This is a genomic window from Moorena sp. SIOASIH (assembly GCF_010671925.1).
In the GTDB taxonomy this organism is placed as follows: domain Bacteria; phylum Cyanobacteriota; class Cyanobacteriia; order Cyanobacteriales; family Coleofasciculaceae; genus Moorena.
Genome location: NZ_JAAHIH010000009.1, coordinates 46521 through 68246 on the forward strand (window position 1 = coordinate 46521; position 21726 = coordinate 68246).

Annotated in this window: 19 protein-coding genes; 10 read left to right on the forward strand and 9 right to left on the reverse strand. The window is 44.7% G+C overall.

The window, feature by feature from the left end; translation table 11 throughout:
- The first annotated feature begins 15 nt into the window (after nucleotides 1–15).
- The 4 genes from deoC (at nucleotide 16) to F6J90_RS39740 (ending at nucleotide 4454) form a co-directional block, all read left to right on the forward strand.
- Entirely contained in the window at nucleotides 16–696 is a 681-nt protein-coding gene (gene deoC, locus F6J90_RS39725; protein ID WP_293107322.1) for a deoxyribose-phosphate aldolase, read from the forward strand.
- A gap of 137 nt (nucleotides 697–833) precedes the next feature.
- Nucleotides 834–1769, forward strand: a complete 936-nt coding sequence (gene recO / locus F6J90_RS39730) for a DNA repair protein RecO (protein WP_293107324.1) — start codon at nucleotides 834–836, stop codon at nucleotides 1767–1769.
- A 67-nt stretch (nucleotides 1770–1836) separates the two neighbouring features.
- Entirely contained in the window at nucleotides 1837–3276 is a 1440-nt protein-coding gene (locus tag F6J90_RS39735) for an MFS transporter (protein WP_293107327.1), read from the forward strand.
- A gap of 20 nt (nucleotides 3277–3296) precedes the next feature.
- The gene (locus tag F6J90_RS39740) at nucleotides 3297–4454 is read left to right on the forward strand and encodes a glycosyltransferase family 4 protein (RefSeq protein ID WP_293107329.1); all 1158 of its coding nucleotides are present in this window, start codon (nucleotides 3297–3299) and stop codon (nucleotides 4452–4454) included.
- A 124-nt stretch (nucleotides 4455–4578) separates the two neighbouring features.
- Here F6J90_RS39740 and F6J90_RS39745 read toward each other — a convergent pair whose 3' ends face one another.
- Both F6J90_RS39745 and F6J90_RS39750 read right to left on the reverse strand, forming a co-directional pair.
- Nucleotides 4579–4974, reverse strand: a complete 396-nt coding sequence (locus F6J90_RS39745) for a hypothetical protein (RefSeq protein ID WP_293107332.1) — start codon at nucleotides 4972–4974, stop codon at nucleotides 4579–4581.
- A gap of 103 nt (nucleotides 4975–5077) precedes the next feature.
- On the reverse strand, nucleotides 5078–5332 hold the full coding sequence (locus tag F6J90_RS39750; protein WP_293107335.1) for a peptide ABC transporter substrate-binding protein: 255 nt from the start codon (nucleotides 5330–5332) through the stop codon (nucleotides 5078–5080).
- Nucleotides 5333–5443: 111 nt separating this feature from the next.
- On the opposite strand from F6J90_RS39750, the gene F6J90_RS39755 reads away from it, so the two are divergent.
- Both F6J90_RS39755 and F6J90_RS39760 read left to right on the forward strand, forming a co-directional pair.
- Entirely contained in the window at nucleotides 5444–5689 is a 246-nt protein-coding gene (locus F6J90_RS39755; RefSeq protein WP_293107338.1) for a helix-turn-helix transcriptional regulator, read from the forward strand.
- A gap of 51 nt (nucleotides 5690–5740) precedes the next feature.
- The gene (locus F6J90_RS39760) at nucleotides 5741–6319 is read left to right on the forward strand and encodes a Uma2 family endonuclease (RefSeq protein ID WP_293107341.1); all 579 of its coding nucleotides are present in this window, start codon (nucleotides 5741–5743) and stop codon (nucleotides 6317–6319) included.
- Between the two features lie 51 nt (nucleotides 6320–6370).
- Here F6J90_RS39760 and lpxB read toward each other — a convergent pair whose 3' ends face one another.
- Nucleotides 6371–7636 (reverse strand): lipid-A-disaccharide synthase, encoded by a 1266-nt coding sequence (gene lpxB, locus F6J90_RS39765; protein ID WP_293107344.1) that lies wholly within the window; start codon nucleotides 7634–7636, stop codon nucleotides 6371–6373.
- Between the two features lie 162 nt (nucleotides 7637–7798).
- On the opposite strand from lpxB, the gene F6J90_RS39770 reads away from it, so the two are divergent.
- Nucleotides 7799–7930 carry a hypothetical protein gene (locus F6J90_RS39770; protein ID WP_293107347.1) on the forward strand — a complete coding sequence of 44 codons (132 nt, stop codon included), beginning with the start codon at nucleotides 7799–7801 and terminating at the stop codon, nucleotides 7928–7930.
- Between the two features lie 446 nt (nucleotides 7931–8376).
- Nucleotides 8377–9447 carry a hypothetical protein gene (locus F6J90_RS39775; protein ID WP_293107350.1) on the forward strand — a complete coding sequence of 357 codons (1071 nt, stop codon included), beginning with the start codon at nucleotides 8377–8379 and terminating at the stop codon, nucleotides 9445–9447.
- A 92-nt stretch (nucleotides 9448–9539) separates the two neighbouring features.
- Here F6J90_RS39775 and lpxA read toward each other — a convergent pair whose 3' ends face one another.
- The 5 genes from lpxA to purC all read right to left on the reverse strand — a co-directional run bounded on the left by lpxA (nucleotide 9540) and on the right by purC (nucleotide 16014).
- Complete coding sequence (gene lpxA / locus F6J90_RS39780; protein ID WP_293107353.1) at nucleotides 9540–10343, reverse strand: acyl-ACP--UDP-N-acetylglucosamine O-acyltransferase; 804 nt, start codon at nucleotides 10341–10343, stop codon at nucleotides 9540–9542.
- A 396-nt stretch (nucleotides 10344–10739) separates the two neighbouring features.
- On the reverse strand, nucleotides 10740–11252 hold the full coding sequence (gene fabZ / locus F6J90_RS39785; protein ID WP_293107356.1) for a 3-hydroxyacyl-ACP dehydratase FabZ: 513 nt from the start codon (nucleotides 11250–11252) through the stop codon (nucleotides 10740–10742).
- 18 nt (nucleotides 11253–11270) lie between these two features.
- Nucleotides 11271–12269, reverse strand: a complete 999-nt coding sequence (locus F6J90_RS39790) for a UDP-3-O-acyl-N-acetylglucosamine deacetylase (RefSeq protein ID WP_293107359.1) — start codon at nucleotides 12267–12269, stop codon at nucleotides 11271–11273.
- 135 nt (nucleotides 12270–12404) lie between these two features.
- Complete coding sequence (locus F6J90_RS39795; RefSeq protein WP_293107876.1) at nucleotides 12405–14960, reverse strand: BamA/TamA family outer membrane protein; 2556 nt, start codon at nucleotides 14958–14960, stop codon at nucleotides 12405–12407.
- A gap of 325 nt (nucleotides 14961–15285) precedes the next feature.
- Entirely contained in the window at nucleotides 15286–16014 is a 729-nt protein-coding gene (gene purC / locus F6J90_RS39800; RefSeq protein ID WP_293107362.1) for a phosphoribosylaminoimidazolesuccinocarboxamide synthase, read from the reverse strand.
- Nucleotides 16015–16626: 612 nt separating this feature from the next.
- On the opposite strand from purC, the gene F6J90_RS39805 reads away from it, so the two are divergent.
- On the forward strand, nucleotides 16627–16848 hold the full coding sequence (locus tag F6J90_RS39805; protein WP_293107365.1) for a hypothetical protein: 222 nt from the start codon (nucleotides 16627–16629) through the stop codon (nucleotides 16846–16848).
- Nucleotides 16849–16868: 20 nt separating this feature from the next.
- On the opposite strand, the gene F6J90_RS39810 is transcribed toward F6J90_RS39805, so the two are convergent.
- A complete protein-coding gene (locus tag F6J90_RS39810; RefSeq protein WP_293107368.1) occupies nucleotides 16869–19454 on the reverse strand; it encodes an adenylate/guanylate cyclase domain-containing protein in 2586 nt (861 codons plus the stop codon).
- A 1118-nt stretch (nucleotides 19455–20572) separates the two neighbouring features.
- On the opposite strand from F6J90_RS39810, the gene iscB reads away from it, so the two are divergent.
- Nucleotides 20573–21721 (forward strand): RNA-guided endonuclease IscB, encoded by a 1149-nt coding sequence (gene iscB, locus F6J90_RS39815; protein WP_366514005.1) that lies wholly within the window; start codon nucleotides 20573–20575, stop codon nucleotides 21719–21721.
- The last annotated feature ends 5 nt before the right edge of the window (nucleotides 21722–21726 follow it).

Consider the following 21726-nt stretch of genomic DNA (forward strand, 5'->3'; position numbering starts at 1 on the left):
AAATAAAGCCTAGCGATGGATATAGACTATCCAGACATTGATATTGCTCCCCTAATCGACCATGCCCTGCTTATTCCCATGGCTACACCAGAGCAGGTGGAAAAATGGTGTCAAGAGGCAGACCAATATAAGTTTGCTACAGTGTGTGTCCCGCCAGTTTACGTCAAACAAGCGGCTGAACTCCTCCACAGTAGAGTACCAAAGGTTTGTACTGTAATTGGTTTTCCTATTGGTGCCACAACCCCCACTGCTAAGCTTTACGAAGCCCAAGAGGCAGTGGAAAATGGAGCGACAGAGCTAGATGTAATGATTCACCTCGGTGGCTTGAAAGCGGGCAAAACAGAGGAACTTTACCAAGAAATTGCCCAAATCTGTGAAGAAACGGGTAAAACCGTCAAAGTCATCTTGGAAACTACTCTGCTGAGTGATACGGAAAAACGTCTTGCTGCGGAAATATGTATGGATGCTGGGGCGCAATTTATCAAAACCAGCACTGGCTGGAATGGTGGTGCCACAGTTGATGATGTCCGATTTTTGAAAAAAGTGACTAAGGGACAAGTTGGAATCAAGGCATCAGGAGGTATCCGAACCATCCAGCAAGCGTTCGATTTAGTCGTTGCTGGAGCAACCAGGCTAGGCACCTCCCGTGGTCCTGACTTGCTGCGACAACGGGATAACCTGGAAATTAAGAATTAAGAATTAAGAATTAAGAATAAAAAATAAAAAATAAAAAATAAAAAATAAAAAAAAATTAAGAATTAAGAATTAAGAATTAAGAATTAAAAATTAAGAATTAAAAATTAAACTTAAAAATTAGCAAGTAATAATGACTAATGAGTCAAACCTACAAAGCCACTGGAATTAATCTGAAAAGTATACCGCTGGGGGAAGCGGACAGGTTGGTGACAATTTTAACTAGGGAGTTGGGTCTGATTCGGGTAGTGGCACCAGGGGCAAGGAAGCAGAAATCGAAGTTAGGTGGTAGGAGTGGTTTGTTTGTGGTCAATCAACTACTGCTGGCAAAAGGGCGATCCCTAGATAAAATTATCCAAGCAGAAACTACAGAATCCTACCCAGGATTGAGTCAGGAGCTCAGTAAACTGGCAGCTAGCCAGTATCTGGCAGAATTAGTTCTCTGTCATGCTTTGAGTGAGCAGCCTCAGGAAGAACTCTACGAACTACTTAATGAACATCTACGGCGTCTGGAGCAGTTACCTAAAATTACTGCTAATCCCTCAGGCTTGTCTTTAGTGTTAGCCCATTTGTCCCATGGTGTCTTTCACCTGCTTGCCCTGGCCGGAATAGCACCTCAAGTGCAACTGTGTTGTATCACACAACACAGTTTAAGGCCAGATTTAACTGACCCGAATTGGCGGGTTGGTTTTAGTGTAGAAGCAGGTGGAACTATTAGTTTAGTCAGTCATGAGTCCAATAGGAAGCATTTACCCAATCAAACTATTCCGAATAAAGCAAAAAGCTTGACTCAAACCACTGGCAACCCTGATACTGATGTCATCCTACCCCCTCCTCCACGAGTAAATCATCAGCTGAATGCTCTGGAGTTAACCCTGCTTCAACAACTGGCAGCTGCTGAATTACCTCAGCTGACTACACTATTAAAAGACCCATTAGGAGGGTGGAAGGCGGCTGAGTCTGTAGATTCACTCTGGGTGAAGCTGGAGCGAATTTTACGAGACTACGCTCAGTATCACTTTGGTCGCTCAATTCGCTCAGCGGCTTTAGTAGATTCGTTGTGGTCTGTTAATTAATACTAAATAATGACTATTGAAAAAAGTTGTTACTGGTAATAAAAAAGCCTAACCCAGAAAAGCCAGAATGCAATCATCGGAGACTGGAAAAAATCAAAAACACTCCCCAGACCCCAAGTCTGATTTCACCAAGTCTGATTTGGTGGCAAAACCCTCATCGAGCAGTGATGAGCTAAGCGATCAGGAACTGGATTCATCACCGGATAAAGGATTTATACCAGTTCTAAAAAATTCCAACTTCTTAGCCCTATGGAGTGGTCAAGTCTTCTCTCAGTTAGCAGACAAGGTTTATCTGGTGTTAATGATTGCCTTGATAACCAGTCGCTTTCAAGATGCTGATCAAACTATCAGTGGCTGGGTATCAGCGATCATGATTGCCTTTACCATCCCAGCAGTTCTATTTGGTTCCTTGGCTGGCGTCTATGTGGATCGGTGGTCAAAAAAAGATGTGCTGGTACTAACCAATCTGTTGCGAGGGGCACTGGTGTTGTTAGTGCCTGGGTTGTTGTCTTTAACTCAAGGCTCGACATCAGTCTCCAATCTGCCACTAGGCTTTTATGTCTTATTAGTGATTACCTTTCTAGTCTCTACCCTGACCCAATTTTTTGCCCCAGCAGAACAAGCGGTAATTCCCTTGATTGTGAAATCGCAGCACCTACTGTCGGCCAACTCCCTATATACTACAACCATGATGGCTTCCTTAATCATTGGTTTTGCTGTGGGTGAACCGTTGTTAGCCTTAGCGGATAGGTTGGGAGCTCAGCTAAATTTCGGGGTTTACTTGGGGAAAGAAGTTTTGGTAGGAGGGTCTTATGCGATCGCAGGATTAGTGTTGTTGTTACTGAGAACTGGTGAAAATCGGGCAAAGTCTAACGCTGAGCAACCTCATGTATGGGCGGACATTTCCGATGGTCTGCGTTACGTACAACACCATCGGCGTGTGCGCAATGCTATGATTCAACAAGTTATTCTGTTTTCCGTTTTTGCTGCTTTAGCGGTTCTGGCGGTAAGACTCGCGGAAAACCTCCCTGGGATCACAGCTTCCCAGTTTGGCTTCTTGTTAGCAGCCGGTGGGATTGGGATGGCGATTAGTGCAGCAATCCTAGGAAACTGGTTTGATGAAACCTCCCATGTAAATTTAAGTCTGTCTGGTTCTGTGGGTATGGGAGTAGCCTTAGTAGGTTTGTCCCTATTCACTAACAATCTCTGGCTGGCGTTACTGATGACAATGGTATTGGGGGGGTTTGGGGCTTTGGTCGGTATCCCGATGCAGACTACCATCCAGGCAGAAACACCAGAAGACATGCGGGGCAAAGTTTTCGGACTACAAAACAATGCTATTAATATCGCCTTGAGTTTACCATTAGCCCTAGCGGGGATCGCAGAAACTTGGTTGGGTTTACAACCTGTATTTCTAGGTTTAGCAGCACTTGTGTTCTTAGGTGGGTTCTTAAACTGGTATATTTCCGGTAAAGGATTAAATAATTTCAATAAACGTCATAAATAGAGATTAAACTACCAACCGGAATGCATATCGCCTGGCTCGGAAAAAAATCCCCTTTTTGTGGTAACGTCACCTACAATCGAGAAGTGACCAATGCTCTGCTCGACCGGGGCTACCAGGTCAGTTTCCTCCACTTTGCCCAAGAAGAAGAGGACCGGACTTGGTGGGGTTGTCAGGAGGTACCACTGCCTTGCTTGTACAAGTCTCAGATGTATACCATTCCAACCCTAACCGCCAGTAAGGTTTTGAAGCGATCGCTACAGGAGCTCAAACCTGATCTCGTCCATGCTTCCTTAACTTTATCTCCTTTAGACTTCCTGTTACCGGAAATCTGTACCGAACTCAATTTACCCTTAGTGGCGACCTTCCATCCCCCCTTTGATGGTAAACGACGCAATTTGCAATCGGGAACCCAATTGCTGACCTATCAAGTTTATGCGCCGTTTCTCGCCCACTACGACCGAGTGATTATCTTTTCTCAACTCCAACGGGATGTCCTAATCCGGGTTGGGGTTCCTGATCACAAGCTAGCAGTGATTCCCAATGGGGTGGATGTCCAGAAATATTCTCCAGGATATTCCCAGTTTACCTCTGAGTTTACATCCGAGTTCAAAGGGCAACGCCTGTTTGTTTATCAAGGTCGGATTGCTACGGAAAAAAATGTTGAAGCGCTGCTGCGAGCTTGGAAACACTGTAACCTCGGTGAATCCAGCAAGCTAGTGATTGCTGGTGATGGACCGTTATTAGCTTCATTGAAACCATTTTATGGGGAAGAACACAATATCATTTGGCTAGGATTTGTGGCTTCCGAACAACAACGGATTGAGATTTTGCGAGCAGCGGATGTGTTTATTTTACCTTCTCTATTGGAAGGGCTGTCCTTATCATTACTGGAAGCCATGGCTTGTGGTGTGGCTTGTGTAGCCACAGATGCTGGAGCTGATGGGGAAGTGTTAGAGGATGGTGCTGGAGTAATTCTCAATACCCATGGGGTGACATCCCAACTGAAAACCCTATTGCCCCTATTGCGTGACCACAGAGACTGGACTACTTTGCTTGGTCACAAAGCTAGGGCAAGGGTTCTAGAGCGCTATACCTTAAGTGGGAATATTACTCAGCTCGAAAGGCTTTATGAAGAGGTTGTAAAAATTAGGCTTGTGCAATTGAGTCGTCGTGCTTAGTCTTAGTTTTTTTGTTGTTTGGGAATTTACCCTCATGCTAAGTTGCCCTTATGGTGAAGAGGGTATACAAACTTAATCTACTCCTCAATAACTTACGCACTCAGTCCTGTTTATAACTTAGAACCTACCCATAAGAGCTGAGTATTTCGAGTTTTGAAGGTTTGTTGCTACTCTTTGAGGAATAAGAAAGATATGCTTTACGTTGTTGGTAAATCTCAGAGAGTCGAGTCATCCCTTCTTCTGTATATCGTTTAGCTTCTCGCCAAATTGCTGACCATACTGTTTCCAATGCTCTTAACTCTCGGCAAGAACGAATCAGGGTACAACAAGCAGCTATCCACTGTTCTAGCTGACGGTAGCTAATGAAGTAGCCGCCTCTTCCTTGAATATGTACCCATAGTACATGAGCCCACTTTTGCCATCGCCAGACTCGACTAGGGTCAATTTTTAGATATCTGCTGAGTTGTCTACGAGTGATGACGAAGGTTTGAGGATTGATGCGACGGCGAAGAAAGTTCATAAGATTCAATCATGTTGAATTGTGACTTGGACTTAAACAGCGACCAGGAGCAAAAGGGGAAAGGGACATTTTTCCCTTTCCCCTTAGGAAAAATTGAGGGAGGTTAATTGGTAGAAACGTAGCGAGTAAGAGCACGCATCTGTTTACCAGGAATGGAAGCAGGCATTAAGGGACTCCATTCCCTGATTTCAGCAAAGCCGAGTTTGTATTGGGTATGGATGATTTTGGTGATGCCGTTACTTGAACCAATGACTAGGATTCGCACAGGTTCTCGCTTGGGTTCAGCTGGTGTGGGAGTAGGCTCGGAGGCTGGTACCGAGGGAGTTTTTTCAGACTCTGGTAGAGAGTTGTTGGACATAGGGATTGACCTTCTTAACGATTGTTACCGAATGGACTACAACTAGTCTACCTCAATGTAGTCCATTTGGTTCCATTTACTCAGTTGTGAGTAAATGACAAAATTTGAGGCATGGGAAAAGCAGGCAAAGCCCTTAAACAAGTATTGGAAAGCTACGGCATCAGCCAGAATCGAGTTGCTGTGCTGATGGGAATTGGGCGTTCCAATATTTATCGTTGGGTTAATGAAATCAGAGATCCAGGCGCTGAGATGGTGATTCAACTTCGGGATGCGCTATATCAGATTAATCCAGCAGCAGCAGAAGATTTTGTTAAGCTTTATTTGGGTCGTCCCAAGCAAGACAACGATTCCTCTTAATTGCGAAGCAATTCCTAGATATATCTATAAGGGGTAACTTGACATTTATCCATGAATACCCTTCCAATCAACATTCCTCCCAGCCTCAGAGTTACTGACGAGCAGTTTGAACAACTTGCTAGTGCTAATCGAGACTTACGCTTAGAACGTAGTGCTACAGGAAAATTAATTGTCATGCCACCCACTGGGGGGAATACTGGAAAACGCAACATTGATATAGAAGGACAACTTTGGTTATGGAATCGCCACACTAAGCTGGGGGTTACCTTTAACTCCTCTACTGCTTTTCGACTTCCCAATGGGGCAATTCGTTCTCCTGATGCAGCTTGGGTTAGTCAAAAACGATGGAATGCATTAACCCCTGAACAACAAGAAACTTTCCCACCCCTTTGTCCTGATTTTGTGCTGGAGTTGCGTTCAAAGAGTGACAATATGGAACCGTTACGCCAAAAAATGCAGGAGTATATTGATAATCAACTGCGTTTGGGTTGGTTAATTGACCCTAATCATAAGACGGTTGAAATTTATCGACTCAATCAACCTGTAGAAGTCTTAAAATCTCCCAAAACCTTATCGGGAGAAGATGTTTTACCTGGCTTTGTATTAGACTTGGAATTTGTCTGGAATTAGCATAATTGTAAGCTATCAGCTATCAGCCATTAGCCATTAGCCTTTGACTACTTAGCTGATTAGTTGGAAAATTTCCTTAGCAGCGCGATCGCATACGCCCACTTCACCCAATAAATGGCGCATTTCCTGATAATTTTTCAGGGTTTGCTGACGCCGTTCTTGATTAAAAAGGAGTTCTAAGGATTCCTGGACAATATTCTCTGGTGTGGCTTGCTCTTGTAACAACTCCGGCACAATGGAACGCATTACTACCAAGTTAGGGGGAGACATGAAGGGAATGGAAAACTTCAAGAAGGTGCGAGCAAGCCAGTAGGTAAAGGGATTAACTCGGTAGAAAACTACCTGGGGCACATCTAGTAGTGCTAGTTCCAAATTCACTGTACCTGACTTGGTAATGGCTAAATCAGCAGCAGCCAAGATTTCCTTAGTTTGACCAGCTACCACCTTAGCTTGTAAACCATAGCGCTGTACTGCTTCTTCAATGGGATGGCGATAGGCTTCTAAGGATAGGGGAATCCAAAATAGTGGTGAATCAGCTTGACGGTTGGAAGGTGGCAAGCTGAATGTTGCTTGACTTTCCCTTAACCGTTCACCCTTTGACTGGCTAACCTGCGACCGTTGCTTAGTATCCAACAATTGTGACTGTAGCTGCTTGGCTGCTTCAAAAACTACAGGCATGAGATACTTAATTTCTTGTTGTCTAGAGGCAGGTAAAAGTGCGATCGCAGTTTGTTCTGGAGCTATGCCTAAGGTAGCACGAGCTTCTTCTCGGCTTGGGCTAGATTCCATCCGATCTACCAGGGGATGACCTACCCAAGTAACTGACGCTCCCTTTTCCACAAAGTAACGGGCTTCTTCTGGGAAAATAGCCAACATTCGATCAGTCATCTCCACAATCATCCTGGTGTTGCGCTTAGAGATAGACCAAACCCACTCTTGGGGAGCAATATAATAAACTACCGGTACTTGCGGTAGTTCACGCTTGAGAAAACTACCAATACTCAAATTTGGTCCCATGTAGTCAATCAGCACCACTAGGTCAGGGGGCTGCTGCCGGAGATACTGTTTCGCACGACCTTGGACTTTCAGGGTAGGCAGCACAAAGGGTAAAGATTCCAGAATTCCTACAGAACCAATACTGGTAGTATTACCCAACAGCTTCGCACCAGCTTGGGTCATTTGATCACCGCCTAGAGCAACAATCTCTAACTCTAAGCCAGCTGCTGTTCCCTGACGTTTCAATGCTTCAATCAGTAGAGCCCCTTGTAAATCACCAGATACCTCGCCAGTACTGATAAAGATGGTTTTGAGAGTCATGGTTAATGGGTCGATAGGGATTAGGGAAATAGGAAGTAGACAGTAACCAAATCTAAATTATCTGACCACTGCAACATAGTATCAGTGCCCGGCTAGGGTAAACTGTCACACATTTAAATTGTGAATAAATTGTGAATAGGGGTGCTTTGGGGAGATGGGGAGATGGGGAGATGGGGAGATGGGGAGATGGGGAGATGGGGAGATGGTAGACCGGCTCGTACACAAGTGGATGGATTGGCCGTTGGCCACCCTACGCGATTGACCCTAGGTCACGCTACGGGAACGGACATTTAAATCCTTATTATAGCGGTTTTTATTCTAATGAGGTACACAGGATTTTTACCCTCTTAGCTCTTAGCTCTTACGTCTTCTGACTTCACTGCTCCCTGCTCCGAACGCGCCCCGCGTGGCCCACGGCCTCAGTCCCTGCTCCCTACTCCCTCAAAACATGTACCTCACCTAATTGAAAACCGCTATAGCTTAATCACTAATTATGTAAATTTTTTATACTTAAGTATTTTCTTTTAAAATAAAATTTTTACAATCTTAGGGGATTTTTCCCAGTTAATATAAACTTCATTAAAACTAGTCATTTAATTCATCCACTTTTCATATTTGTGAAAGCAAAATAAAAATAAATGAAGGAAAAAATCAGTGATTTTACTTAATTAGCACCAGCTAAAATCACAATCTTCATACTATAGGGTGCAATTAAAAAGTATTTTTTAGGAGAAATAAAGATGTCTAGTAATTCCACTAACACAATAGTTTTGACCTTCGATGAACTCCCCTTTCAACCCGTTGATGACCTGAGTTTCATGGGGGTCACATTTGATTTCAAAGTAGGTGGGGTAGATTCAACGGATGCCAATTATGCTTCCTCCGGTCCAGGCTCAATTTCCTTTGTACAGGATCCGAGTTTGGAAGGTAATGCCGCCGGAATCCTAACCCTTGACTTTGATGCACCGGTTTCCGAGCTTGAGTTTGGAGTGGCGCTGAGTACCTTTGGTACTCTCACACCTGGTTTGACAGTGGAACTGTTTGATGGCTCCACATTGGTGAATGAGATCGAAGTTGATACTAGTTCACAGCCAAGCTTTACCGAGGGTCTGTTCTCCCTTTCTGATAGTGATACACCAATAGATCGGGTTGTGATCGATTTCAATGATGCTGCTGCTGACCGCTTCGCCCTTGACAACCTCATGTTCGAGGAAGCTGATGTTACCATAATCGGTACTCCAAACAATGACATCCTTCTAGGTGGCGGAGATGACGATATTATCAAAGGGCTTAACAGTCAAGATCTCCTTCTAGGCTTTGCTGGGAAAGACTACCTCGACGGTGGTGACGGTGACGATCGACTGTTTGGAGGGGACGGTAATGACACCCTCAAAGGTGGCAATGGTCAGGATACCCTCAAAGGTGGGGCTCATGACGATATCCTGGAAGGTGGCAACGGTGACGATTGGCTTTACGGTCAGGAAGGCGATGATCTGCTTAATGGTGGCCAGGGTCAAGATCAACTATTAGGTGGTTTCGGTAATGATACCCTTATCGGTGGCCCAGGAGATGACATTTTAACTGGTGGCAGTGGGCAAGATACCTTTGTCTTGTCAACAGTAGGCAAACTCACCATCACTGACTTTACCGATGGCGAAGATCTGTTGCAGTTAGATGGTCTGACCTTTGGCCAGATTTCGATTGTTGAACAAAATGACGATACCTTAATCACCACCATCAATAATCAACCATTAGCTGTCTTGAGTGGTGTAGATTTTGGTGACATTACAGAGGCAGATTTTGTGCTTTAATCTCCTGTTTTCTTAATTAATAATCCCTAAAATAGGTTAGCAAAGGGTAAAGGTTAAAGCTAAAAGGAATTTTTAATAAACCTTAAGAACCTTTACCCTTTTAAGCGACGACCAGGAATCAAACCCCTGCGACCTTCCATTACAGACAGCTGCAAAAACTGATGCAGGTGCTCAACATGTGGGTTATCTGGTGGCAATTCCATGGTTTGGAGGGCTTGAGTGAAAGGTTCTCCTGAAAGATAGAGCTTCCGGAATACATTTTTTAACTGTCTAATCTCACCAGTTGTCAGTCCAGCCCGTTTAAGACCGATTAAGTTAAGCGATCGCACTCGGGATGGATTCCCCTCAACTAGCATATAGGGTGGAACATCTCGGTCAATGCGACTCATCCCACCCACCATAGCTAGACGTCCAATGTGGACAAATTGATGAATCCCCAAGACCCCACTAATTCTCACCTGGGACTCAATATAAACATGACCTGCTATAGCAGTGCCATTAGCGATAATTACAGAATCTTCAATCACGCAATTGTGAGCAACATGACTATAAGCCATTAGCATATTGCCATTGCCAATTACGGTTGCTTCTCCCGCCCCGGTGGCTCGGTTAATGGTGACGTACTCTCGAATTAGATTATTATCACCAATTCTCACCCAGCTAGGAGCACCATCATACTTAAGGTCTTGGGGTTCCGAACCCAGTACTGCTCCTGGAAAGATTTGATTCCTGGCTCCGATCTCCATTGGTCCAGAAAGAACCACATGGGCACCAATGGTTGTTTCTGGGCCAACTTTCACATTATCTTCGATCACCGCGTAGGCACCAATCTGAACTGTCGGGTGTAGTTCAGCACCAGGATGGATAACAGCAGTAGGATGAATAAGTGTTGCCAATTTTCCAAACACCAAAGTGACCAATGACTAACAATACTGGCAGGTTAAAGGTTGCAGGTTGCAGGTTGCAGGTTGCAGGTTACAGGTTAAAAGTTGCAGGTTGCAGGTTGCAGGTTGCAGGTTAAAGGTTAAAGGTTGCAGGTTGAAGGTTGAAGGTTGAAAGATTAAGGTTGACTGTTGCCGGTTTAAGGGTTAATGTTTAGTGTTCCAGGTTGTAGTCCTAATATAGAACATTAACTTTTAACCTCCAAAGTCAAGTATATGAAGCAAATAACCTACCCTACACCGAACGGCAAAGGCGAACAACCAAATAACTTTCAACAAAATAACCTATCCTAAACCGAAGGCCAAAGGCGAACAACTAAATAACTTTCCTTCGCTCTTACTAATAATGTTTTAATCCACTATAGAGAACATAAGTTCGCCTTCTGCTGCTTTCTTACCATCAACAGTAGCAATTGAGTGCATCTTACCAAAACGACCCCGCTTGATGGATAATAGTTCCGCAGTCATCACCAGTTGATCTCCTGGCACTACGGGACGCCGAAAACGAACTTTGTCAATCCCTGCAAATACGAATAATCCATCAGGACTATCCGGCATTTGGGTTAATACAATCCCGCCAACCTGAGCCATAGCTTCCACAATCATCACCCCAGGCATCAAGGGTCGTCCAGGAAAATGTCCTTGAAAAAAAGGTTCATTGAAGGTAACATTCTTGATACCTACAGCTCGTTTACCTGGAACATAGTCAATAATCCGATCAACTAATGCGAAAGGATACCGATGGGGGAGTAGTTTATGAATGTCTTCGACGGTTAGAACTGTTTTAGTCGATGAGTCATCATTGAGCTCCTGAGTACTTCCGGTAGAGTTATTTGGCGTGTTAACGTCAGTCAGTGTGGACATAAGCGTACTTTAGTAGATTTACGGATTGCAGGTTTGTTTACTAATTTTTAAAGCTTCAACCTTCTGTGTGTTTAACTTGCAACCCATGGGTTCAGCCAGCTTTTTGGCAAGTTGGACATGAAGATGGTGGCTAGCTTTATAGGCGAGGATGTGAGCGACAGGAAAACGTCCTAATAAACTCAAATCCCCTACTAAGTCTAAAAGTTTATGACGCACTGGCTCATTTGAAAATCGTAAGGGGGGATTAACCCATCCGTGTTGACCACAAACCAGAGCATTCTCCAAGCTACCACCTTTAATTAAACCGCGATCGCGCAGCTGGTCAATTTGATCAGCCAAGCCAAAGGTACGAGCTGGTGCGATCGCATCAGCAAAATTGTCCTGTTCTGGAGTCCAACTATACCATTGTTTACCAATAGCTGGTAACGCAAAGTCAATGCCATAGGTAAATCGAGTTTTGGGTGCTGGTAGAGCCGTTACAAAGGCATCTCCGTGATAAACCGAGACTGGCTCGTTTAATACAAAAGGGATAGGTGTTGTTCCTGAGGGAGTTAGGAGGTGAGGGGGTGTTAAGGTAGCTCGAACTTGTCCGGGGGTAAAACTCTCGTATGCTTTTCCCTCGATTCCTCGAACCCCTGCTGCTACTACTCCCACCTCCTGGATGGCTTCCAGCCACACCTTCGCCGAACCATCTAAAAGAGGCACTTCTGGACCATCAATCTCAATCTGAGCATTATCCACACCACTACCAGCCAGTGCAGCTAAAAGGTGTTCCACAGTACGAACGGTAGCGTTTCCATACTGGGTTGATGTGGAGAGTTCCGTAGACAGTGTGGTACCTGAAACTGCATCTATGTTTGCTGGAATAACGGGTTTACCTGGTAGGTCAACCCGCACAAAATATCGCCCTTCTCCAGCAGCTGCTGGTAGTACCCTTACGTTGGTTGAAATACCGCTGTGCAGTCCGACACCAGAGCGTTCAAACATACCAGCCAAGGTGTAATATACTGAAGACATGTTTTTTGGTAAAGTTTCTATCAATCAATGCTGGAAAATTGAAAATTGAAAATTGAAATTAACCAATCACAATTCACAATTCACAATTCACAATTAACCAATCACAAATCACAACTAACAATTCACAATTCACAATTAAAATTTCTCTCCAATACCAAAGTGAAGACGACTGTCCCCTTCGGTATTCAAACCAAAGTCTACCCGAATCGGACCAAGTGGTGACTGCACTCTAACCCCAAGACCGTAACCGAGACCAGTACCGGGTAAATCTCTCTGCTCACCAGGTTCACCAGGAACAGCACCAGCAGAACCAAGGTCGGTGCCAGCGTCAACAAATAGAGCGCCCCCTATGACTGAGAAAATGGGGAAGCGATATTCTGCAGTAGCCTGAAGGTAGCTACGTCCTGATGCTAGGTCTCCCTCAGCAAACCCCCGCACGGAGTTACTACCACCAATAATAAAAGCTTCATAGGGAGGTAAATCCCCCAAGATAGTGCCCCCTTGAATGTTAAAGGCAAGAGCCTGAGGTCCTTCGGTAAAGTTGGTGAATTCTACAGGGATATAGAAACTATAGCTAGCTCTTAACCGATTCATTAAGATGCTGCCACTACCAATAGGAATAGATTGTTCCATGCCCAACCGGAGTAGGGAACCGTTAGTTGGTTGGGTGGTACTATTGCGTAAATCCCGCACTGCCCCTAACTGGACAGTAGTTAGGTCATCTTCACCACTGTCACTAAAGCTCAACAGTTCTCCATCTGTAGATTCAGGTCTGACATCCCCATCACTATCTTCAATAGCAACATGTTGATATTTCAAGCCTAGGGATGCTGTCCATTCTGCCCGTTTAAATACATCTTCCGATAAAGGACGGCGAAAAGTCACTCCACCACCAGTGCGCACAATACGAGGGCGGTCTCCATCATCATCATCATTAGGAACTTTAATATTATTCTCACCGCTGCCCCCATTAAAGACCAAGGAAATCGAGCGCCGTCGGAACGCATTTATGGTGTAAGAGGTGCGGAAGGGGTCTCCTGCAATCCAAGGGTCTGTAAAGCTCAAATCGAACAATAGCTCTCGGGTTCCCAGCTGAAATTCTCCCCCTAAGGTCTGATTATTACCCCCTAGATTTTGCTGTTGATAGCTTATGGTACCAAAAAAACCACTGGCAGAACTCAGACCTGCACCAGCCGCAATCGAGCCACTACTTTTCTCAATCACATCTACTACTATCACCACCTGGCGTGGGTCAGTACCGGGTTCAAAGGAAAACCGTACATCATCGAAAATCCCTAAACCAAAAACTCGCTGTAAGTCTCTTTGGGCTTTCTTCCGGTTAAATACAGTACCGGATTTTAACTCCACCTCCCGGGTAATAATAAAGGGGCGAGTATTACCTCCAACCGGTTCCTCCTGGTCAGTCATTGGTGGAATTGGGTTGCCATTTTCATCCACAATCGGGTTACCATCTTCATCGAGAAAACGCACCTTAACGGCTTCAATCACCCCTTCTGCCACGACCAAGGTGACTGTACCATCCGGTGAGACTTGCTCAGCATCAATGACTTGAGCTAGGTCATAACCTTCTTCCTTATACCAATCGTTTAATTGTTTGATTCCCTCTTGCAGGTCTCGCAGATTCAGGATTGAGCCATATTGCTCACCAAAGATTTCATTAATTTTTTCCTGGTTTACGATCCGTTGCCCTTCCCCTGGGGGTTCTGTTTTGACTGCCACCTGGCGCAGTACTGGGTTAGCTCTAACAATAAAGGTAATCCTAACTCCTAAGGGAGTATCTTCTGGCTGCACATCCACACTGGAAAAGAAGCCTGTGGCAAAGATAGCATTCACATCTTCCTGAAGCTGAGAGCGGGTGGTTGCTCGTCCTGGTCGGGTTTTAATCACCCGATAAATTTCGTCTTCCAGTTGGGCAGGTGCGCCAGTAATCAAGACTTCTGCTACCAGTACTCGTACCTCTGAGGAGTCAGAAGGAGGTTGAGTTGAGGGGGGTTCCAGTTGAGTGGGTTCCGGGAGTTGGGACAGTTGATCTATCCCATTCGGAGGTGTTAGTTGAGTAATCCCTTCGATGCTATCCGGTGATAAAGGAGGTTGAGTTGAGGGGGGCTCCAGTTGAGTGGGTTCCGGGAGTTGGGACGGTTGTTCTATACCATTCGGAGGTGTTAGTTGAGCAATCCCTTCGATGCTATCCGGTGATAGTTGGGGTGGCTTTGGGCTTTGGGAGGGTAACTCTGCTGGTGATGCATCTACCGGAACCACTAGTTGAGTAGGTACTGCCAACTGGGTTGCTGATGCATCTACCGGAACCACTAGTTGAGTAGGTAATGCCACCTGGGTTGCTGATGCATCTACCGGAACCACTAGTTGAGTAGGTACTGCCACCTGGGTTGCTGATGAATCGTTCACCGAGACAGTGGTAGGCACAGACTGCACAACACTTTTGGTCGGTACTGCCACCTGGTTCTCAGAAGAGTGAATCACCGAGGTAGTCGTTGGTTTTGCCTGCACAACAATTGTTTCAGGAACTGCTTGTAATGGTGTTTTTACGCCACTGGAATCCTGTTGGGGTGCATCCGGTAGGGACTGAACGGTTTCCCCACGGGTTGGTTTGGATAAACCAATACTGGCAGTAGCAGCGATCATTGCTGCTAACAAGGGAGATAAACGCATTGTGTTGTTTGTTTTTGACACTTCCACACACCATTCCTATTGGGTCATTGGTCATTGGTAAACTCTCAGTAAGAAGTTGATTACTGGTTGACTGAGGGCTAACAACTCCAGTGCCATAGGAGGAACTATTATATTAGTTATTAGTTTTCAGCCACAGTACCATGACTGAACACTTGACCTGAGCAAGCAATGCCCATGCCTGTTGTCTATTTTCGTTCCTCTGTGGTTATTTTTACCAATGTGCTGATTTTTTTTGGGTTACGGGTTAACGATGGCATCAATCCCGTCACTTGTTGTCACCCTGTGACGTCTAGTCAGAGGCTGATTAGAGTTTGCTCTCAAGAATTTTTTGTAGCACTTGCTGATAGGCTTGTTCTACATTGCCCAAGTCCTTGCGAAATCGGTCTTTGTCCATCACTCGACGCTCCGGATCAGTTTCGGCTTGGTTCCAAAGGCGGCAGGTATCAGGACTGATTTCATCGGCTAATAGTAGTTCTTCAGACGGGGTTAGACCAAACTCCAACTTGAAGTCTACTAGAGTAATGCCACACTGATAGAAGAAGTCAGTGATAATTTGGTTAATTCGCAACGCTTGCTCAATCAGTTGCTTCAACTGCTCAGGCGTTGCTAGTTCCAGCAGTAGTAAGCGATCGCGTGTTAACAAGGGATCTCCTAATTGGTCATTCTTCAAATAAAATTCCACTAGGGGCTTCGGGAGTACCTGACCCTCTAGTATTCCAGTTTGTTGACACAGACTACCAGCAGCAATGTTCCTGACTACCACCTCCAAGGGCAAAATTTTTACCTGTTTGACCAACATTTGGTTGGGAGTAGGACGGTCAATGAAGTGCGTAGCTATGCCATTCTCTTCTAGGACTTTGAACAAATGAGATGCGATCGCACAATTAATCTCACCCTTCCCAGAAATCTGACCTCGCTTTTGGGCATTAAAGGCAGTGGCATCATCTTTAAAGTAAGTCAGTAGAATCTCTGGGTCATCGGTAGTATATAAGATTTTCGCTTTACCTTCGTAGAGTTTTTGATCAGGGGACATAATCAGTAAGATGATTGTTCACTGTCAATATATTTACAGATATAGCAGTCCTAAATGATTCGTAAAATATAGTGGCCACGCTGCGCGAACGCCGAATCCCGCTTAACTCAAGCCCAGCAATGATTTCAGATTTTTCCTGTTTGACAACTGATTTAGGATTGCTATACATCTTCACAGATAGATTTAGCTAGATCCGCGATTCATAAGGGGCTGTTTACGCCAACTGCGGGCGCAGTTTATAAGCCCTGTCCCACACTCACCCGATCGGTAAAAGATGTGGGGCCTAATATCAAGTCTGGTTGAATACCCATAACTGACGGCGCCCGGGCGCGGGGAGGGTGGGGAGGGTGGGAAGTGTGGGGAGATGGGGAGATGGCCAGATGGGGGAGATTTTTATTAAGGGTAATTATCCTGACATGATATAAACGCGGATCTAGCTCAAGTTTGTCACCAAAGCCGAATATGCCCTGCTGTTTTCGGTAGTACAGGTAAAACCTGATGTATATTGCAACAATGACAATCACACCAAATCAGAAATTTGGCGGAGCGTGAGTTATCCTGTAATCAGTTAAGTTAAGGTTAGGTTAAGAACGTCTGGTGCAGGCAATAGCTATGGTAGATCCATCTGATTTTTTACACCCTCGCAGTCCCTATCACGGTCAGTTCAAGCCAGAAAACCTGGTTTTTAATGCTAATTTACAGGAATTTGCTCAAAGAGTCAGCTACATCTGTAATCTGGAAACGGCTGGTAAGCTGCCTCCACAAGAAGCTTACCAGCAGATTAAACAACTCTGGAAAGACTTGAAACAAAGCAAAAAGAGCCTGGGTATATGAAGTATGAAATACGTCATTCTTTACTTCGTGGTCATCGTGTAAACTCCATCCCAGGAATCATCAGGAGGATGATCACAATAGTTTTTAGCTCGGTTAATATGGGTCTTGACAGGCCGGTCATTTGGTTGTATGTCTAGTGCATCATAAAAATACTTGAGTGCCTGGTGAAAGTCTCGTTTGATGTAAGCATTACGCCCTGCTTGATACAAATCGAGGAACCGTTTTGTTTGATCGTTAAGGGATAGGTCGGTTTTGCCAATTAATTCATAAATCCTAACGGCTTGGTTTTTACCTTTGACCCGGATTTGATCTAACTCCCGCACCACAATGCGATCGCGGCACAAGTTATAGGTAGACTCACTCAAGATAATGTCGCAGCCATACTCTTTGGTAACGCTTTCGAGACGAGCACTTAGATTCACGCCATCTCCAATAACCGTATAGTCCATCCGTTTTTGGGAGCCGATATTGCCGGAAACCACTTCTCCAGAACTAATTCCCATCCCAATCCGGATTTCCGGTTGGTTGTTACCCCTGCGATTGGAATTAAATTTTGCTAAGCGTGAGCGCATATCTAGAGCTGATTTGACAGCCTTCCAAGCATGATTTGGCAGGGGTAAAGGTGCTCCAAACACCGCCATCAAGGCATCTCCAATAAACTTGTCCAAGGTGCCATCATGATTGAATACAGCCTCTACCATGGTTTCAAAATACTTGTTGAGCAACGATACCACCTCTGTTGCTCCGAGATGTTCTGTTAGGTTTGTGTAGCCCCGGATATCGGAAAATAGAATTGTTACTTCTTGCTTCTTGCCCTGCATTAAGGTATCTTCCCCTAGGGCTAAGACTTGATCAGCAACCCGTGGAGTCATGTAGCGATACATGGCTGTCTTCATACGCTTCTCACGAGTCATATCTTCTAAAACCACCAACCCACCCCGCACACTTCCCTCTGGGTTGAGCAAAGGATTGACGCTTAGGTTCAGACTGCGTTCAATTTCCTGAACTTGGTATTTTGACAAAAAATCAGTAACTGATGAAGATTCTGTCTGGGGTGTTTCATTCTGGGGTGTTTCATTCCAGGGTACATAAACATTTGGGTCATCCCACTTTGGCATTGCCAGGACCATGGATGGTAACCCTTGTGAATCCCCTTGAGGAGGTTTATAGATACCAATTTTGAGAGTTTGCTCTGGCATATAATGCCGAGTCCCCGTAGCCAAGCTATCTTGCCAACGCCACTGGAGATTTTCAATGGGCACTACATCCCAGATGTATCGACCAGTGAGCTTAGACTGCCAGAATTTCCAATCGGGACTGCCTTTTCTACGATTAGGACCACCTAAGAACTTAATCGCTGCATCATTGATCATCACAATTCGTCCCTGCATGTCAGTGGAAATCACTGCGTCGGTTAGACTTTGCAGAATATCTTGCTGATATTGCTTTTCAATCAGGACGCTTTCAAACAGCTGGGCATTTTCCAGAGCTATGCCTGCCTGAATATTAAACGCCCGCATAAACTCTTGATCAGAGCTGGTAAAGTAGCCTTGGTGTTTGTTGATTAACTGGGTCACACCGATTAATTTATTTTTGGAGTTAAAGACCGGCATACAAAGAATACTTTGGGTTCGATAACCGGTTTGTTTGTCAGTGCTCGGGTCAAAACGCTGGTCTTTATAGGCATCTGGAATATTGAGCGGCTCACCAGTAGATGCTACATAACCAGCAATACCTCGGTTAGCTGGTATTCGGATTTCTATGGTGTTTTGTCCATCAGCTGTAGCTACCTTACTCCAAAGTTCATTGCGATCTTGGCATAGCAAAAATAGGGTAGAGCGGTCCGCTTGCATGAGATCCCGAGCCTGCTCCATAACTAAACTTAGGGTTTGTTCGAGCTTCAGGCTCTTCCCCAGAGACTCAGTTGCCTTGAGCAGAGCAATCACTCCCCGTTGGTTGCGAGCGGCTCTTTGAAACGATTGGCAGGCTTCGAGGATGATGCCAAGGTGGTCAGCAAAGTCCCGAAATTGCTTTTCGTCGGTACTATCGAACGGCACACCGCCAGTTTTATTCAAAAAATTGATTACAGCAACCACCTGGTTATTGCTATTAAAAATTGGCATACACAGGAGGCTTTGGGTACGATAGCCAGGGATTTCGTCAAATTCTGGGTTAAATAGGGGATGATGGTAAGCAACTGACGTATTGAAAGACTTGCCAGTTGCGGCAACATGACCGACAACACCCTGATTGTGGGGAATGCGGCGTTCTATGGTTTTGTCCGTGTGGCGTTGGGGAATGTTTGCCCATAGTTGACCTGTGTCGGTGTCAACCATGAAAATAGTGGCTTGGTCTGCCTGTAGGACTTGGCCAACTTTTAGGGTTAAAGCCTCTATCACCTGCTCTAGCCGAGTTTCCAGAGCATCATTGTTGATCAGTGCGATCGCTCCTAGAAACTGTTGGAAATCAGCAGCAAAGAAATCTAACCAGCAGCTAAATTGAGGAATGGATAGCGTTTTGATGCGATCAATCAGATTGCTGGTTTGTGAGGGTTGAGTTAACTGAGCTAGTGTAGCAGTAACACTACTGGTGTTCGGTCTTGTCATACTTCGTCTGCTCCTGCCTTTGGAGGCGCGTGAGGGCAAGTCAACTGGGCAGATAAGAATTGCTGCGTTGATAAGTCTTCTATCGTCTTTGACTTCAAGAACATGAATTGACACCCTGGATATAAGTAGATCTGAGGATATCCCTATCCTGATTACAAGTTTGGCATATCTCTACAGTAAAAATTAGTACCCTAGGGGGTACTTCTTTAGAGTATAGATTTCCCTAAATCTGTTAAGGATTATACAATTACAATAGTTAAGTTTTCGATAAGATTTTGTAATAAAGTCAGTAAGCTCAACCTCATTACGCCCCCTGAGACCATGAAACCCTTCCTTGACATGCTCCCTATGACTAGGCATAAACCCTTGAATTAGGCAGGCTTAATTAAGCCTTAGGTGATTAAAACTTCACACCTAACACCTAAAACCGCTACTGGTGTCAGACCTGTGGGATGCTTACCTCAATGTCGGGAGGAGGTTAGTAAACAGCTAGAAAAAATGTTGCAGAGTCTACCAAAAACTCTTATTATTTGTTAGAATTAAATTAGGGTAACACCGACAGGGATTATTATGTAACTTAAATTAAAGCCGAAAACCAAGGGTTTAATAGTTGCGCTCTCTATCCCGGTGGAACCAACTTTTTTGACATTTTTATGGCGCTCGCGGGATATTCCGTCAGAGCGGATATACCCCCTGGATGTGAAAGCATCTTGCATTGGCGGGCCTTGGTCTATCTTGGTAGACTTTGGTAGCTAAAAAGTATCGGAAACCTAATTCAAGAAGTTGTCTCCTAGTGTAAGCCTTGGCAATTCCCGGTAATTTCCGGAATTGCCAGCTAGGATGCAGACTCAGGATTTACTTCCTACGTTGGTTTGGTCATGACACCCAGGGGTTAACTCCAGCTTCTGGCTCTGTCGCTAATCATTAAGATAAAGGCAAAATGTGTGGTTAGCAAAACACAAGCCATCCCAACATTGTCTAGGAACACATTACCGAATTGAGATGCATTAATCATGCAAAATTATGTTTTTATTATTGATACAAACGACAATTAAACCCTATTACACCAAAGAAAGCTCGTCGGTTGTTAGACAAAGGTAAAGCTGCGGTACGCACGGATGTATCCGTTCACGATCATATTGAAGACTGCGGTCGATAATCCAAGGGTCTCACCATGTCAAATCAAAATTGACCCTGGCAGCCAGACAACTGGATTTGCTTTAGTTCAAAACAACCAAGTCATTTGGGGAATGGAGTTAGAACACAGAGGAGGGTTGATCAAGAAAAAATTAGAGTCTAGAAAGGCGGTAAGACGTGGCCGACGTAATCGTCATACTCGTTACAGAAAACCTAGATTCCTTAACCGTAAACGTCCAGAGGGTTGGCTTTCCCCCAGTTTAGAGCACAGAGTTCTAACTATTGAAACCTGGGTTAAACGACTGATTAAGTTTTGCCCGGTTAGCGAGATTTGGGTCGAAAGAGTTAAGTTTGATACCCAAAAAATGCAGAATCCTGAAATTAGTGGTATTGAATACCAGCAAGGGGAACTAGCTGGCTACGAAGTAAGAGAGTATTTACTTGAAAAGTGGGGCAGAGAATGCGCCTATTGTGGCAAGCAAAATATCCCTTTACAGATTGAGCACATTCACCCAAAATCAAAAAGTGGGAGCGACCGAGTCAGCAATCTTTGTCTGGCTTGCGAGAAATGTAATCAACGGAAAGGGAACAGACCTATAGAGGAATTCCTCAAGAAGAAACCCAGTCTACTACAGAAAATAAAAAACAAGGCGCTTTCGCCATTAAGGGATGCTGCCGCAGTAAATATGACTCGGAACAAGGTAGTAAAGGTGCTCAAGAAAATTTTGCCTGTGGTCACTGGAACTGGTGCTATGACCAAGTACAACCGAACAAGATTGGGTTTATCTAAAAAGCACTGGGTTGATGCGGCCTGTGTCGGTAATATTGAAACTTTAGTGGTAAGAACCTCTCAACCACTGTTAGTTGTCTGCTTTGGACAAGGAGGAAGACAGAAAGCAGCACTTAACAAATACGGCTATCCAACTAGGCATAACCCATTGAAGCCGATTAAAGGTTGGGCTACTGGCGACATAGCCAAACACCAGAAAATAGGAATAGGCAAAGTAACTCCCAGAAGCAAAGGAAGTTTCGGATTTACTCCACTAGGAACAAAAGGCTACAAGAGTTGCAAGCCTCAAGACATATCAGTCATACACAGAAAGGATGGATATACTTACAGTTTTTGCTAGTATCT

Bases quoted from the DNA above. Each gene is read 5' to 3' on its own strand.
- deoC (WP_293107322.1), top strand. From the start codon at position 16: ATGGATATAGACTATCCAGACATTGATATTGCTCCCCTAATCGACCAT.
- recO (WP_293107324.1), top strand. From the start codon at position 834: ATGAGTCAAACCTACAAAGCCACTGGAATTAATCTGAAAAGTATACCG.
- F6J90_RS39735 (WP_293107327.1), top strand. From the start codon at position 1,837: ATGCAATCATCGGAGACTGGAAAAAATCAAAAACACTCCCCAGACCCC.
- F6J90_RS39740 (WP_293107329.1), top strand. From the start codon at position 3,297: ATGCATATCGCCTGGCTCGGAAAAAAATCCCCTTTTTGTGGTAACGTC.
- F6J90_RS39745 (WP_293107332.1), bottom strand. From the start codon at position 4,974: ATGAACTTTCTTCGCCGTCGCATCAATCCTCAAACCTTCGTCATCACT.
- F6J90_RS39750 (WP_293107335.1), bottom strand. From the start codon at position 5,332: ATGTCCAACAACTCTCTACCAGAGTCTGAAAAAACTCCCTCGGTACCA.
- F6J90_RS39755 (WP_293107338.1), top strand. From the start codon at position 5,444: ATGGGAAAAGCAGGCAAAGCCCTTAAACAAGTATTGGAAAGCTACGGC.
- F6J90_RS39760 (WP_293107341.1), top strand. From the start codon at position 5,741: ATGAATACCCTTCCAATCAACATTCCTCCCAGCCTCAGAGTTACTGAC.
- lpxB (WP_293107344.1), bottom strand. From the start codon at position 7,636: ATGACTCTCAAAACCATCTTTATCAGTACTGGCGAGGTATCTGGTGAT.
- F6J90_RS39770 (WP_293107347.1), top strand. From the start codon at position 7,799: ATGGGGAGATGGGGAGATGGGGAGATGGGGAGATGGGGAGATGGTAGA.
- F6J90_RS39775 (WP_293107350.1), top strand. From the start codon at position 8,377: ATGTCTAGTAATTCCACTAACACAATAGTTTTGACCTTCGATGAACTC.
- fabZ (WP_293107356.1), bottom strand. From the start codon at position 11,252: ATGTCCACACTGACTGACGTTAACACGCCAAATAACTCTACCGGAAGT.
- F6J90_RS39790 (WP_293107359.1), bottom strand. From the start codon at position 12,269: ATGTCTTCAGTATATTACACCTTGGCTGGTATGTTTGAACGCTCTGGT.
- F6J90_RS39795 (WP_293107876.1), bottom strand. From the start codon at position 14,960: ATGCGTTTATCTCCCTTGTTAGCAGCAATGATCGCTGCTACTGCCAGT.
- purC (WP_293107362.1), bottom strand. From the start codon at position 16,014: ATGTCCCCTGATCAAAAACTCTACGAAGGTAAAGCGAAAATCTTATAT.
- F6J90_RS39805 (WP_293107365.1), top strand. From the start codon at position 16,627: ATGGTAGATCCATCTGATTTTTTACACCCTCGCAGTCCCTATCACGGT.
- F6J90_RS39810 (WP_293107368.1), bottom strand. From the start codon at position 19,454: ATGACAAGACCGAACACCAGTAGTGTTACTGCTACACTAGCTCAGTTA.
- iscB (WP_366514005.1), top strand. From the start codon at position 20,573: ATGTATCCGTTCACGATCATATTGAAGACTGCGGTCGATAATCCAAGG.